Annotated in this window: 13 protein-coding genes; 4 read left to right on the top strand and 9 right to left on the bottom strand. The window is 36.7% G+C overall.

What is annotated here, in order from left to right; genetic code table 11:
- Window positions 1-124 precede the first annotated feature (124 nt).
- Complete coding sequence (locus A5866_RS15380; protein WP_086444904.1) at window positions 125-1,015, top strand: C40 family peptidase; 891 nt, start codon at window positions 125-127, stop codon at window positions 1,013-1,015.
- 258 nt (window positions 1,016-1,273) lie between these two features.
- Here A5866_RS15380 and A5866_RS15375 read toward each other — a convergent pair whose 3' ends face one another.
- Window positions 1,274-1,570: a hypothetical protein gene (locus tag A5866_RS15375; protein WP_086444905.1), complete on the bottom strand. Its 297-nt coding sequence runs from the start codon at window positions 1,568-1,570 to the stop codon at window positions 1,274-1,276.
- A gap of 163 nt (window positions 1,571-1,733) precedes the next feature.
- On the opposite strand from A5866_RS15375, the gene A5866_RS15370 reads away from it, so the two are divergent.
- The 3 genes from A5866_RS15370 to A5866_RS15360 are packed head-to-tail and all read left to right on the top strand — an operon-like array spanning window position 1,734 to window position 3,918.
- Window positions 1,734-2,393 carry a response regulator transcription factor gene (locus A5866_RS15370; RefSeq protein ID WP_086444906.1) on the top strand — a complete coding sequence of 220 codons (660 nt, stop codon included), beginning with the start codon at window positions 1,734-1,736 and terminating at the stop codon, window positions 2,391-2,393.
- A gap of 29 nt (window positions 2,394-2,422) precedes the next feature.
- Entirely contained in the window at window positions 2,423-3,337 is a 915-nt protein-coding gene (locus A5866_RS15365; RefSeq protein WP_254907586.1) for a histidine kinase dimerization/phospho-acceptor domain-containing protein, read from the top strand.
- On the top strand, window positions 3,334-3,918 hold the full coding sequence (locus tag A5866_RS15360) for a sensor histidine kinase (RefSeq protein ID WP_254907587.1): 585 nt from the start codon (window positions 3,334-3,336) through the stop codon (window positions 3,916-3,918). Before A5866_RS15365 ends, A5866_RS15360 begins: the two co-directional genes overlap by 4 nt.
- A 50-nt stretch (window positions 3,919-3,968) precedes the next feature.
- Here the strand turns inward: A5866_RS15360 and glmS are convergent, their stop codons facing one another.
- From glmS to cdaA, 8 genes are all read right to left on the bottom strand, one after another.
- Window positions 3,969-5,780 (bottom strand): glutamine--fructose-6-phosphate transaminase (isomerizing), encoded by a 1,812-nt coding sequence (gene glmS / locus A5866_RS15355; protein ID WP_086444907.1) that lies wholly within the window; start codon window positions 5,778-5,780, stop codon window positions 3,969-3,971.
- A gap of 611 nt (window positions 5,781-6,391) precedes the next feature.
- The gene (locus A5866_RS15350; protein ID WP_086280420.1) at window positions 6,392-7,225 is read right to left on the bottom strand and encodes an energy-coupling factor transporter transmembrane component T family protein; all 834 of its coding nucleotides are present in this window, start codon (window positions 7,223-7,225) and stop codon (window positions 6,392-6,394) included.
- A complete protein-coding gene (locus A5866_RS15345) occupies window positions 7,222-8,931 on the bottom strand; it encodes an ABC transporter ATP-binding protein (RefSeq protein ID WP_086444908.1) in 1,710 nt (569 codons plus the stop codon). Before A5866_RS15345 ends, A5866_RS15350 begins: the two co-directional genes overlap by 4 nt.
- A 130-nt stretch (window positions 8,932-9,061) precedes the next feature.
- A complete protein-coding gene (locus tag A5866_RS15340) occupies window positions 9,062-9,613 on the bottom strand; it encodes an ECF-type riboflavin transporter substrate-binding protein (RefSeq protein WP_086280414.1) in 552 nt (183 codons plus the stop codon).
- Window positions 9,614-9,625: 12 nt separating this feature from the next.
- Window positions 9,626-10,483 carry an SAM hydrolase/SAM-dependent halogenase family protein gene (locus tag A5866_RS15335; protein ID WP_086444909.1) on the bottom strand — a complete coding sequence of 286 codons (858 nt, stop codon included), beginning with the start codon at window positions 10,481-10,483 and terminating at the stop codon, window positions 9,626-9,628.
- Window positions 10,484-10,725: 242 nt separating this feature from the next.
- The gene (gene glmM, locus A5866_RS15330) at window positions 10,726-12,081 is read right to left on the bottom strand and encodes a phosphoglucosamine mutase (protein ID WP_086444910.1); all 1,356 of its coding nucleotides are present in this window, start codon (window positions 12,079-12,081) and stop codon (window positions 10,726-10,728) included.
- Between the two features lie 85 nt (window positions 12,082-12,166).
- Window positions 12,167-13,318, bottom strand: a complete 1,152-nt coding sequence (locus tag A5866_RS15325) for a CdaR family protein (RefSeq protein WP_086444911.1) — start codon at window positions 13,316-13,318, stop codon at window positions 12,167-12,169.
- Complete coding sequence (gene cdaA, locus A5866_RS15320) at window positions 13,315-14,202, bottom strand: diadenylate cyclase CdaA (RefSeq protein WP_339099689.1); 888 nt, start codon at window positions 14,200-14,202, stop codon at window positions 13,315-13,317. Before cdaA ends, A5866_RS15325 begins: the two co-directional genes overlap by 4 nt.
- Window positions 14,203-14,253 lie beyond the last annotated feature (51 nt).

Here is a 14,253-nt window from a genome sequence, read left to right as displayed (position 1 = left end):
CCTATCTTTTACAGACATTATAAAGAAGCTGTGTTTAAATATTAACTGGTCTTAAAATAATAAAATGAATACACTTTAGTTATAAAAATAGATCAACTAACATAAATACTTGAGGAGCGTTTTTTTGAAAACACAGATAATTATAACCAAATTATTTTTAAGCGGCTTGACCGTTGCTGCTAGTTTAGTAATAGGTAATCAAGCTTTTGCAACCTCTACACAGCCAACTCCCCCAGATAAAATCATTACAGAAGCTTCACAAAAACTATCCCAGTTAAAAGTGGATAAACAATATTTTTCAGATAAAAAAAGCAAACAAACGATTCAGCTTTCTAACTTAGAGCAAAAAATGAAAAAAATCCAAATCAGTCTTGAACAGCTAGAAGAAATTGAATCTGTTACAGCCATCTCTGAAACAACAAAATCAACTAAAGATCAGAACGTAACACTCACAACAACTTTTTCACCTGTTCCTATCCAAAATAACCCGATAGTTGAGAAAAAAGAACAATTAACTGAATTAAAACAACAACAAGCTCTCTTAAAAACAAATACAGAAGACATTACAAAAAAACAGGCTGAAACAGTTAAACAAGAATCCCAATTAACAGAAAAAATCACTCAGGCTAAAAAACAACAGGAAGAACAAGCAAAAAAAACAGATGCTCGTTCAATGGTTATTAACTCGGCCAAAACACATTTAGGTAAACCTTATGTATATGGTGCTGCGGGTCCTGATTCCTTCGACTGTTCTGGTTTAGTTCAAGTTGCTTTTGCTGCTGCTGGGCATGCTTTAGGTCGTACAACCGTTGATCAAGAATCTGCTGGAACGACAATTTCAGTTGCAGAAGCTCAAGCTGGCGACTTAGTCTTTTGGGGAAGTCACGGTGGGACCTATCACGTAGGAATTTCAACAGGCGATGGTTCTTATATCCATGCACCCGTTCCTGGCGACGTTGTCCAAGTCGCAACAGTTGCTTCCTATGCTCCAGACTTTGCTGTACGAGTTTTATAAACAGTTCAAAAAACATTGCTCCTTTTATGTGAGCAATGTTTTTATTATATATTTATACTCCTTGTTTCATTAGGAAAACAACCATATTATTTATAGAATATCCCTTCTTTATAAGAAATTCTCATTTTTTTTCCTAAACATCGAAATTCTTGAGAATTATTAGGAAGTATGGTATTTTATGGTTGTGTGTAATTTGATTTGTGTTCCCTCCATCTCTCTGATGGGGGAATATTTTTTTATTTATCTATTTTTATAATTTTACAAACAAGAACCATTCATTCTACTCTGATGTCTACCTCTTGTTTTCCTCATATGATTTTGATCACGATTTTGTCTTCTACCATAATACTCATCTTCTGACATTACTTGATCTTGTTTCTTCTCATCGGTCAATTGATTATTCATGACCTCTCGATGTCTTACATGTCTAGACTTCATTTCATAAGAATCCATACGATCCTCTTCACCTTGCCCTACGGCTTCACTCACTGTGACAAATCCCATTGTACCTATCAATAAGCCTACAAATAATCCACTAATCATCTTCTTTTTCATGTTCTGATTCCTCCTTGATTAAAAATGTGACACGTTGGTCCAGCTCTAACTGAATAACTTGACTTGAGTCTAATAAATAATTGTGTCAAATATGTGTCGAAAATAAATTCCCTAAACGCGTAATTATTGTCTATAATAAAAGAAGAATCTAGGAGGTCCTCTCATGAAAAATATTTTGATCGTTGATGATCATTTACAAATTACAGAAGTACTCAAAGAATATGTTTTAAAAGAAGGATTTAATCCAATTATAGCTGACAATGGTCAAGCAGCCTTAGATGCATTTTCTAGCCATGCGATTGAATTGATTTTATTAGATGTCATGCTACCAAAAATCGACGGATTTGGTGTTTGCAAAACGATACGTGCAACATCAAATGTCCCAATCATCATGATCACAGCCAAAGGAGAAGACTATCATCGCATCATGGGGTTAGATATTGGCGCCGATGATTATATTGTGAAACCATTTTCCCAAAGTGAAGTGATGGCACGAATCCGAGCAATTTTAAGACGAATTGAACGAACAGAAGAAAATCAGCATACTATGGATCATTTGACTTATGATAATTTGACTGTTTATCTGGAAGAAAAAAAAGTAGCGATCGCCACTCAAGAAATTATTTTAACAAAAAGAGAATTAGAGCTTTTATGGCTACTCTTAGCCAATCCAGAAAAAGTTTTTTCTCGAGATAACTTATTGGATAGTTTATGGGGCATCGATTACTTTGGCGATGCAAGAACGGTTGATACTCATATTAAACGATTGCGCGCCAAACTAGACGAATTCTCGCATCCAAATTGGAAAATTGCGACGGTTTAGGGCCAAGGGTATAAGTTTGAGGGTAACAAATGAAAAACAAGCTGACTAGAAAACTTATTCTTTATTTTTCTCTAACGCTGTTGCTTTTTTCATTAGTAATTGGTGTAGCATTTAGTACTTTATTTTCTAAACAAACGATCACGATCCATACAGAAGAAATGACACGCCGAGCAACAGTTATCGCCGAGACTTTAAGCCACTATTTTGACGAACAAGAAACTACAAATGAAAGTAACTCATCTATGAATGGCATGATGGGATCTGGTTCTTCCATTAAGATGGGGATGGGGTATTCTTCTTTCCTTAATTTCATGGATCAGTTAGCACTGGATGATATTTGGATAGTTGATGAAAATGCTGATACGATTACCGTCGGTCATGGTATGCACAATAAAGAATATAGTAAGTTACCTGAGAATGCGCAAAATGTCATCAAAAGAGTTTATGCTGGAAAAACAACGACTAGTAATGCTTTTAGTCATTTTATTGGAAAACCAACCGTAACAGTCGGTGCTCCTGTCACGAATAACGATGGCACTGTTTTAGCTGTGGTTTTACTTCATTCAGCAGTCTCCAGCGTTCATAAAGAAGAGAATCAGGGGTATTTATTGCTCTTTATCAGTATTTTGATTGCTTGGAACATCGGACTGTTACTCTCTATTTTATTATCAAAAAAATTCATCGCCCCGATCAATAAAATGAGTCATTTTACAGAAGAGCTTGTTGTAGAAAATTATGAAGAATCGTTAGACATCCAGACTAAAGATAAAATAGGTCAATTGAGCGAAAAATTGACTATTAAAAAAAATCGTTTAGCAGAAGCGAAATTTCAGCGGGAAAATCGTGAACAAGCACAAAAAAATTTTTTATCCACGATTTCTCACGAATTGCGAACGCCAGTAACGATCATTCGCGGCTCACTCGAATCCTTAAATGATGGTTGATCCAGCAACCAGAAAAGATCGAGCAATATCACCAACAATTATTAGCAGAATCAATCGTATTAGAGCGCTTGATCAATGATTTGCTAGAATTATCTCGGTTAGAAAATCCAGAATTTACGATTACAATGGAGCCTATTGCAATCAATGATGTTTTATCAGACAGTTTGAGGAGTCTCCGCTTGAAAACTTCACCAAAAGAACAACAATTGTGTTTTAAAACCTCTTTAGAAGAACCCGTTGTTGTCAATGGTGACTATGGTCGAATTCGACAGCTGTTTGTTATTTTGATAGAAAATGCCATTAAGTTTGCACCACCTAAAGCAATTATTGAGATTCAAGCGAACAAAGTAAATGATACGATCAACATCAGTGTTCATAATCCAGGTTCCTATATTTCTCCAAAGGAACAAAAAGAGATCTTTCAACGCTTCCACCAAGCACGTTCTAAGGAGCAACTAGACGGTACCGGATTGGGTTTGGCAATTGCTAAGGAAATCGCTGAACGTCATCACTTTTTACTCAGTGTTCGTAGTGATAAAGAGACTGGAACAACATTTGACGTGACAATACCGATAAAATAAAGCAACAGCTGAGTTTATTCCCAAAGAATAAGTTCAGCTGTTGTTTTATTTTATTCGACCGTTACACTTTTGGCTAAATTACGAGGCTTATCTACGTCATAGCCTCTTTGCAATGTTGCAAAATAAGCAATCAATTGCGTTGGAATGATACTCACTAAAGCGGTCAATAATGGATGCACATCTGGTATAATGAATTGATCCGTTTCTTTTGCCAATGATGACAGAGCAATAACAAAGTTGCGAGCACCACGACTTTCAACTTCTTTTAAATTTCCACGTGTATGTGCCGCTGTTTTTTTATCTGTGATCACGCCAAAAACGGGTGTCATCTCTTCAATCAACGCAATCGTTCCATGTTTTAATTCTCCAGCAGCAAAACCTTCTGCTTGGATATATGAGATTTCTTTTAGCTTCAATGATGCTTCCATCGATACATAGTAATCTACACCACGCCCGATATAAAACGCATTTCTTGTAGTCGCTAAATAGTCTTCTACCAATTGACTAATTGTCATCTTTTCAGCAATGATCGATTCTATAACTGTAGCAATCACACTTAATTCATGAGCAATATCAAAATCAAGTGAGGACGGGTTTGCTTTGCTATCGCCAACGGCTTTAGCAAGCACTGCTAAAACTGCAATTTGTGCCGTATAAGCTTTTGTTGACGCAACCGCAATTTCTGGTCCTGCATGAAGTAATAACGTGTAATCGGCTTCTCTAGATAAAGTAGAGCCAGCTACATTTGTTAGTGTAAGCGACGGTAACCCTAACTCACTAGTTTGCACCAATACTTGGCGACTATCCGCTGTTTCTCCACTTTGACTCAAGAAAATAAAAAATGGATTGTCTGATAATAATGGCATATTATAGCCAAACTCACTTGAAAGATGCACTTCAACTGGAATGTTCGTCATTTTTTCGAGAATCGCTTTTCCCACCCAGCCAGCATTATAGCTAGTTCCGCATGCGATGACATAAATACGATCGCTAGCAGTTATTTGTTTAATGATTTCTTCATCGATCACAGTTCGTCCAAGAGTATCTGTATATTCCTGTACGATTCGACGCATAACAGCTGGCTGGTCATCGATTTCTTTCAACATGTAATAAGGGTATGCTCCTTTTTCGATATCACTTAAATCTAGTTGTGCTTCATAGGATTCACGGTAAACCAAATTGCCTTTTTGATCTTCGATCTCGATTTTGTCCGCTTTAACAATGACCGTTTCCCCATCAGCAATTTCCACAAAATGGTTTGTTTCAGCTAGCATTGCCATCGCATCACTGCAGATTACATTAAAATCATCGCCCAATCCAATTAATAATGGACTTTTATTTTTTGCTACATAAATCGTGTCTGGATCATTCTTATCAATCAATGCAAATGCATACGAACCTTTAATCACATTCAGTGCCTTTTTAAAGGCTTCTTTTGTTGTCATTCCAGATTCTGCAAAATATTCAATCAAATGTACGGCAATTTCAGTATCTGTTTCACCTTCTAGTGGAGTATTTTGAAGAAATTCCTGTTTTATTTCTTCAAAATTTTCGATCACACCATTGTGTACTAAAATAAACTGATGATTGCTTGATGTATGTGGGTGTGCATTTCTTTCACTCGGTTTGCCATGCGTAGCCCAACGCGTGTGTCCGATCCCCACAGTTCCTTGAACTTCTGGACTGATCTTGTTTTGTAGATCGGCGATTCGACCTAATGATTTTACTAAATGATCGTCTTGATTTTTTCCAGTTACAAAAATACCTGCTGAGTCGTAACCACGGTATTCTAACTTTTCTAATCCTTGAACTAAGATATCAGTCGCATTGTCTTTTCCAATAATTCCTACAATTCCACACATATTATCTATTTCCTACTTTCTCGGTTTTCTTAAATCATTGACCAAGAAAAAAGGAATTGGCGGATAAAATATAAGTATTAAGTCGTTTCCTGTTAAAACCACTCTCTATTTTTTTATCCGTCTCTGCTCTTTTCTTGATTTGTTTCTTGTTGGTTTCTATTCTGCGTAGTTGGCATTTTGTTATAACGTTGCAATTATGTTTTATGTCCAACTTGTAGAGTGCAGTCCCTAGAGCCATCCGCCGAATCTTTCGATAAGCTCTCTCCTCGTCACCTGATGAATCAGGCCTGGCGCTATTCCATTATTGGTATAACTAACCTCCTTTTCAAAACTTCAAATAGAAACTGCACTAATAATACAATATAAAGAATATACCTGTCAATACTTTTATATGAAAAAGGAATTGGTCTAGTCAGAAACAAGAAATAGAAAGAGGTTGGGACAGGAGTGTTTACCCCCGAGAAATAAGAAGGAATTCACGAAAATTGCACTTCAAATTTTTGTGAATTTCAGCTTATTTCCGAAGGGGTTGCTTCTGCTCCCACCATTTATTCGGATACGAAGAGCCTGAAACATAACTTTTTGAGTTATGTCCCAGGCTCTAAAAAATATTAGTTAAACGGATTATAAAATCTCCCACTATTTACTTTGAATAAGGCAAAACTGACCATCGTCAGTACAATAGCTAACCCTATAACGATAAAATCAGAAATATGAAATGGTTGTTGTGCATACCAGGTTCTTTTTTTCTTTTCACCAAAGCGCCGCAACTCCATTGCTGTACTAATCGTCTCAATACGATCTAGACTTGAAAGGATCAGAGGAAAAACAATCTGAGCCGTTCCTTTGATTCGTTGCATAAGTTTCCCTTTTTTAGACATCTCAAAACCACGAGCTTGTTGCGCCAGAGAGATATTGACAAAATCTTCTTGAATATCTGGAATGTAACGAATTGCCAAAGCTACAGCATAACTTATTTTATAACTAACCCCGATTCGATTTAAGCTAGAAGCAAACTCACTTGGGTTCGTTGTTAACAGAAAAATCAAGACTAACGGAATCGTACAAAAATATTTTAGAACTAGATTGAACTCATAAAATAATTGCTCTTGCGTCAGGGTAAATCGCCCAATCCCTTCCCAAATAACCGCTCTAGACTGATATAATTCTACTCCGTATTCTGGTGCAAACAGGTAAACTGCAATGATATTCAATAATGAAAAAACAAAAATAAATTTTACAACGAAGGAAATTTGATGCCACTTGATATTTGATAGCTTAAATAAAACCAGTGAAAATAAGGTCATACCTATCAAAAATCGGGTATCATAGGTTGTCATACAAGCAATCGATAATAGAATCAGAAAAATCAGTTTAGCTGTTCCATTTAACTTATGAATAACTGTCTTATCAGGAATGTAGCCTAACATCTGATGTTCATTCATTTCAAACGCACCTCCTGATCATACGTCATAAAGTTTTCTGTAAATAAAAACGGATCATCCAACCCTAAATGTTGGGCAAAAGTAAATAAACTTGTTTCTTTTAAAGAAGCTCGTTCTACTAACTCAGAATCTGTTAAAACCTTTACTGGTGTTGTATCAGCGATAATTTTACCATCATATAATACCAACGCTCGATCTGTATACTCCAGCATCAGATGCATGTCATGAGTAATCATTGCAATCGTGACGCCCATTTGATTCAGCTCTTCTAAAAATGTCATCATTTCAGTATAATGTTTAAAATCTTGTCCTGCAGTCGGCTCATCCAATATGATCATTTCAGGTTCTAAAACTAAAATCGCCGCAATCGTAACGCGTTTTTTTTGCCCAAAGCTCAGCGCCGAAATTGGCCAATGACGAAACGAATGTAGCCCACAGATTCTCAAGACTTTTTCAACTCGCTCATTGATTTCAGCTTCTGAGACTCCTTTTAATGTCAACCCTAGAGCAACCTCTTCAAAAATCATTTTCTTAGAAATCATCTGATTTGGATTTTGCATAACAAAGCCAATTTTATCCGCACGTTCTTTGATAGAAAACAGTGTAAAATCGGTACCTGACCAGCTCATTTTGCCCGATTGAGGTGTAACAAATCCGCAAATAGCTTTACTCAAGGTAGATTTACCAGCGCCATTTTTCCCAACAATACTAAGCATTTCTCCACGATTAAACGCAACTGAAACTTCATTTAAAACATACTGATTATTTCGATTATATTGGTACGTCACCTTTTCTAATTCTAATAATGCTGGTAAGTTTTTTTGCTCTGAAAATCTGGTTTGTTTGGTCATCCAGTTTTCCATTTGCTCTTTTAAATTTGGTGCTTGAACTTTTTCAATGTTAGACAGCTGTTCAACCGTTTCTAAGTCTACACCAGCATATTTCATTGCAGTTATATAGAGTGGCTCTCGAATTCCTTGTTCAGTTAGAATCTCTGTTTTTAATAAGTCATCAGCTGGTAAATCTGCTACCACTCTTCCCTCATTAAAAACAATCACACGGTCAACCGAACGATACAAAACATCTTCTAAGCGATGTTCAATAATCAAAATAGTCGTTTTGGTCTTTTGATGGATCTCTTCTATCAAAGCAATCGTTTCTTTTCCTGCTTTAGGATCAAGATTTGCTAACGGCTCATCAAACAATAAAATTGGTGCTTCATCAATCAAAACACCTGCCATTGATACTCGTTGCTTTTGACCACCAGATAAATCTTGCGGTCGATGATGTAAAAAGTCATTTAAGCCGACTATTTTAGTCCAATGATCGACTTCTTCATGCATCTTCATTTGTGAAACTTCATCATTTTCTAAAGCAAATGCAACATCTTCTCCTACTGTTAACCCGATAAATTGACCATCTGTATCTTGCAATACTGTTCCAACATCAAATGATAAATCAAATAAGCTAGTCTTGGTTAAGTCTTTGTCGCCTATTTTGACAGATCCGCTTATTTCCCCTTCATAGCTATAGGGAATCAAGCCGTTGATGCATTGAGCAAAAGTTGATTTGCCACTGCCGCTTGGACCAACGACAAGGACTTTTTCCCCTTCATAAATCGTTAAATCAATATTATGTAATGTTGGTTCAGCCTGACTATGATATTGAAAAGTAAAATCGTCAAATATTATCAGTGGTTTTTTCATCGATGCCGCTCCTTTATTCTATGTAAAAAGGACAAGAAAAGGACTAAACTTAAAAAATCAAGCTTGCTTTTTCTCGCCCTTAATTTTATTTCAGAAATTATATTTATGCTAATTTCATTTTACTATATAATCAATCTTTTGTTAAACTACCTTTTTTTGTGCGAGTTGCCGCATAAGCTGCCATCAATAAGGTTCCAATGATTCCAACAGCGATGATGTTCAAGACTACAGCAATCACACCCTGCGTATAGACCTTACTTGCTGGCTCACTGTAAATCAACACATCCAAGGTCGGTGCAATCAGTCCCCAAACAACCGCATTTCCAATTACTTGATAAATATTAAAATAAATAATGTCTTTTTTATTGAATTCACCATGTTGAAGATCGATTTTTCTTCCAGCTAAACCATAGATTACCCCTATAATACCAGAACAGATGATCCAACTCCACCATGCACTGCCATATGTTGTAAAATCTTTTAACGTATGACCGATCAAACCAATCAAGCCGCCTGCTACAGGTCCAAAAATAACAGAAATTAATGCCAAAAATGGATAAGCTGTTTCTAAGTTTGTGTTAGGAAATCCGGTTGGAATCACAACAAAACGACCTAAAATAACAAATACTGCTGATCCAATCCCAATTGCGACGATTGTTTTTACTGAAAAATCTTTTTTCATTTATCCCCACTCCTATTCAAAAATAATTTTTGGTGCTTTTCTTAACTGGATGGTCCAATCGGTCCCCGTTCCGATATGATACAGTTTTGAAAATGAATCTTGATTGACTGCCACACCAATATTGACCAATGAGTTAACATAAACTAAAGGTTCCCCAATATTCACATCTGCAAAAGATTTTGCAAACTTCATAATGTTTTGGTAAACTTTTTTCCCTTGATGATAAATCGTAACTTGTAGTTGATCATCATGAGTGATTTCTTCTTCTTTCATAAACGCTAAAGGAATATTTGTCCACAAAGAACCGAAGCGAATATCTAAAACATCAATACTGCCTTCTAAGATATGCTCGCTATGCTTGGCTTCAATCAAAGGCAATGCTTGGATAGAATCGTTGGCAACAATATTTCCTAGCTCTTCAAAAGAAATTTTTCCACTCGCTAAACGTGCCCCATTATACGCATAGATATCTCTACCGTGAAAGGTGTGGCTTTCTTCTGAATGTGGCAAACGACTGGTTACTTCATCAATTGCCCGAATCTCTTTGATGCCTTGATAATGAGCGATGTGCGTTAACGACCCATTATCTGGTGTGATGATATAATGTCCAGAAATTGTTTTTGCTACGATACTTCGTCTCGTGCTGCCCACACCAGGATCAACAACAGAAACAAAAACGGTTTCCTGCGGCCAATATTTTACCGTTTGATACAAACGATACGATGCCGCCCAAATATCATAAGGAGGGATCTCATGGGTCAAATCACCAATGGTAATATCATCACTTACCATGTGAGCAACACCATACATTGCACTGACAGCTCCATCACCAAGTCCAAAATCTGTTTGTAATACTAAATAATTCCCCATTAAATTGCCCCTCTCTAGAGTAGTCTCATACCTCAATTTTTTATTCAAAGAATTGATTGAAAGCAAAGGACTCTTTCTTATCAATTCTCAAACATAGTACCTTTTTCTGTTTATTCTGTCAATAAGGTTATCGAACGTTTACTAAAATAAATCCTTTATTATTCGTTTTTTTTTTAAACAAATAAGATAGGCTAAGGTATCACTCTCTGAGCCATATCTTAGCCTATCTCTTTAACTATTGATTAGCCTACGCCAATTTCTGCTTTTACAACAGTAGCGATTTTATCCACATAATAATCAACTTTCTCTTGCGTTGGTGCTTCAGCCATCACGCGTAATAATGGCTCAGTCCCAGAAGGACGAACTAAAATACGACCATCGCCATTCATTTCTGTTTCCATCAATTCAACGATTTCTTTGATTGCTGGCACATCCATCGCACCATGTTTATCTGTTACTCTGATATTCACCAGTTTTTGTGGGTAAACAGTTACCTCAGAAGCAAGCTCTGATAGTTTTTTACCAGTTTGTTTCATCACATTTAATAATTGAATACCTGAAAGCATGCCATCCCCGGTTGTATTGTAATCAAGGAAAATCATATGACCTGATTGCTCTCCACCAAAATTATAGTCATTTTTACGCATCTCTTCAACAACATAACGATCACCAACTTGAGTAATCACATCTTTCATTCCAGCAGCTTCAACAGCTTTATGGAAGCCTAAATTACTCATGACAGTTGTAACGATCGTATCTTTTTTCAAACGGTTCTTTTCAGCAAGATACTTCGCACAAATAAACATGATCTTGTCGCCATCAACGATATTACCTAATTCATCAACTGCAATGATTCGATCACCATCGCCATCAAAAGCCAAACCTACGTCTGCCCCTTTTTCAACAACCATTTCCGCTAATGTTTCAGGATGTGTTGAGCCTACACCGTCATTGATATTTAAACCATTTGGGCTTGTCCCCATAGTATAAAAATCAGTTTCCAAATCTGCGAATAAACGATTGACAGACGTTGCAGTTGCACCATTTGCTGCATCGATACAAACAGTCAAACCAGCCAAGTCATCTGGAATTGTCTGAACTAAAAACTGCGAATATTTTAGTAGTCCTTCTGGAAATTCATCCAGTGATCCTAAACCTTCTGCTGAAGGTCGCGGTAAGTTATCTTCTTCGGCATCTAGTAATGCTTCGATTTCAAGCTCTTGATCATCGACCAATTTAAACCCATCTGAACCGAAAAACTTGATACCATTATCTTCTGCTGGATTATGAGAAGCTGAGATCATAACTCCTGCTGATGCTTTTTGCAGTCTTGTTAAATAAGCTACACCTGGCGTTGAGATTACCCCTAATTGGAACACTTCGATCCCAACAGATAACAAACCTGAAATTAAAGCCTGTTCTAATAATTGTCCTGAAATCCTTGTATCACGACCGACCAATACTCTTGGTCGACGAGTTGAATCTTCATGCTGGCTTAAAACATATCCGCCAAAGCGGCCTAATTTAAATGCTAATTCTGGTGTTAATTCTTTATTGGCAATGCCTCTAACACCATCTGTTCCAAAATATTTACCCATTATAACTCTCCTTCTACTTACTAAACAGTCTCAAGTACTCTATTGAATCAACTTCAAAAGAATCCTAATTTTTTAATCAATCAACTTAATTCACTGGCTCTGAACTACTCCCGTTTTCTATATCATTTGCCACAGTACTTTCACTACTAGTCGAACTTGATGTGCTCGATGTACTGGACGAACTTGCTGGGCTTTCACTTGACGGCAAAGGATTCGGTATCATTTGACTTGAACTTGCTGTTGTTGAACTTTGTCCTCCGCTTGTTTCAGAAAAACTAGTATTGGTTCCTACAAAAACTGGATTGATTGTTACTTCTACTTCCTCAGGAGAAACAATATAATCAGCATTTGTTGGGATCTTTATTGTTTTTTTCATTGATGACTTTATATTACTGACATCAACGGGTAGCTCTATTGTATTGATCGCATCCAAAACAGATTTTGTTCCTCTGATTTCAACTTTTTGCTCTGAAAGAGTAAAAGTATAATGCTCAACGCTAGACGGTGGTGAACCAGTGGCACTAATTGTTAGACCGACTTCTTTTGATGGTAGTGATAAATCAACAACCACTTTGACTTGCGGTGCCGGGTTTTCAATACTTAATACTTGTCCTTTACTATCAAGTGCTTGAACATTCACTGTTTGTTTGATCGTATCAACTGATTGTTTAACATTGGATAACGGTGCCACTACACGGTTGATTGCTTTAGCAGTCTCTTCTCCGGTCGTGATCTCGACCGTTTTAGGACTTACAGCTACTTTTCCCACTTTATAACCTTCTGCTTCGATTGTTTCTGGTATTTGTGCTTCTACACTAAATGATTTTGTTACTTTTTTCTCTACTGTTACAGTAATTGTTTTTGGTTCGATTTCAGCTTTCACAGCCGTACTCAAGCCTTTGACTCTTAATTGAATCTCAGAAGTCCCTAGTGGTGTTTTAGTCAAATCAGCGACCACTTGGAAATTTCTAGTATCTTCATTCGATTCCAAATTCAGTTGAATTCGATTGGCACTGCTCAAATGAACATTAACCGTTTCTTCATAGCCAGAAACAAAATACTTATCTTGATCATACTCTACTTGAACTGGAATATTATAAAGCATTTCATCGTAGATTTGATTTGTACCAGACACATTGGACATGCTCCCAGATGCATTGGCATTAAAAAACAACAACAAGGCAAACAATAAGGCTAATAAACTCGAAAACCAATTACTTTGGGAGGGCTTTTTCATTTCTTTTTCGCCCCTTTCGATACACCTTCAAGAAAGTGCTGCAAAAGGTTCTTTTTATCTTTGCCTTCTTCTTTAGGTACTAATTCTGCTCTAAGTATTTTTAAGTATTCTTCTCGGCTGAGTCTAGAAATCAAATCATTGTTCAAGGTTAAGCTAACATCCCCGGTCTCTTCCGACACGATAATGGTCACAGCATCACTAACCTCACTGATCCCAACCGCTGCTCTATGGCGAGTACCAAATTCTTTGGGAATCAGATTACTTTCAGATAGAGGCAGATAAGCACTTGCTACAGCAATTTTCCCTTGTTTGACGATCACAGCGCCATCATGTAACGGTGTATTTGGAATAAAGATATTGATCAGTAATTCCCCTGAAATATCCGCATCCAAATCGATTCCAGTTTCGATATATTCATCTAAGCCTGTATTTCGTTCTACCGTGATCAAGGCACCTATTTTTCGTTTTGACATGTATTGAATTGCCCTATCAAACGCAAGTACCATTTTTTCATCTTCCTGTTGCTCAGATTTACTCGTACGGAAAAATGAGCTCCTACCAAGATGTTCCAAGCCTCGCCGAACTTCCGGCTGAAAAATCACTACTGCTGCGATAACACCATACATGATGACTTGATTCATCAACCAAGATAACGTATGTAGTCCAATAATTTCACTCAATATTCGAATCACAATGAACACAGCGACCCCTTTTAACAACTGAACCGCTTTCGTTCCTTTAACCAGCATGATCAACTTGTAGACAAGATACCAGACTACCAGAATATCGATAACATTAATAATATAATCACGCGACAAGAAATCTGATGAGATCAATTGCCGCCAATAATTTAAATCAAATAATTGACTAAGTTGAAAAGACATCATAAACCTCACTTCTCTCTGAAGATTTCTTAATTAGTATACCATAATCTT

This window comes from Enterococcus sp. 12C11_DIV0727 (assembly GCF_002148425.2).
Lineage (GTDB): Bacteria > Bacillota > Bacilli > Lactobacillales > Enterococcaceae > Enterococcus_L > Enterococcus_L lemimoniae.
Note: the sequence above shows the minus strand (reverse complement) of the source record. Positions and strands in the feature narration are given on the sequence as shown.

Bases quoted from the DNA above. Each gene is read 5' to 3' on its own strand.
- A5866_RS15375 (WP_086444905.1), bottom strand. From the start codon at position 1,570: ATGAAAAAGAAGATGATTAGTGGATTATTTGTAGGCTTATTGATAGGT.
- A5866_RS15370 (WP_086444906.1), top strand. From the start codon at position 1,734: ATGAAAAATATTTTGATCGTTGATGATCATTTACAAATTACAGAAGTA.
- A5866_RS15365 (WP_254907586.1), top strand. From the start codon at position 2,423: ATGAAAAACAAGCTGACTAGAAAACTTATTCTTTATTTTTCTCTAACG.
- glmS (WP_086444907.1), bottom strand. From the start codon at position 5,780: ATGTGTGGAATTGTAGGAATTATTGGAAAAGACAATGCGACTGATATC.
- A5866_RS15350 (WP_086280420.1), bottom strand. From the start codon at position 7,225: ATGAATGAACATCAGATGTTAGGCTACATTCCTGATAAGACAGTTATT.
- A5866_RS15345 (WP_086444908.1), bottom strand. From the start codon at position 8,931: ATGAAAAAACCACTGATAATATTTGACGATTTTACTTTTCAATATCAT.
- A5866_RS15340 (WP_086280414.1), bottom strand. From the start codon at position 9,613: ATGAAAAAAGATTTTTCAGTAAAAACAATCGTCGCAATTGGGATTGGA.
- A5866_RS15335 (WP_086444909.1), bottom strand. From the start codon at position 10,483: ATGGGGAATTATTTAGTATTACAAACAGATTTTGGACTTGGTGATGGA.
- glmM (WP_086444910.1), bottom strand. From the start codon at position 12,081: ATGGGTAAATATTTTGGAACAGATGGTGTTAGAGGCATTGCCAATAAA.
- A5866_RS15325 (WP_086444911.1), bottom strand. From the start codon at position 13,318: ATGAAAAAGCCCTCCCAAAGTAATTGGTTTTCGAGTTTATTAGCCTTA.
- cdaA (WP_339099689.1), bottom strand. From the start codon at position 14,202: ATGTCTTTTCAACTTAGTCAATTATTTGATTTAAATTATTGGCGGCAA.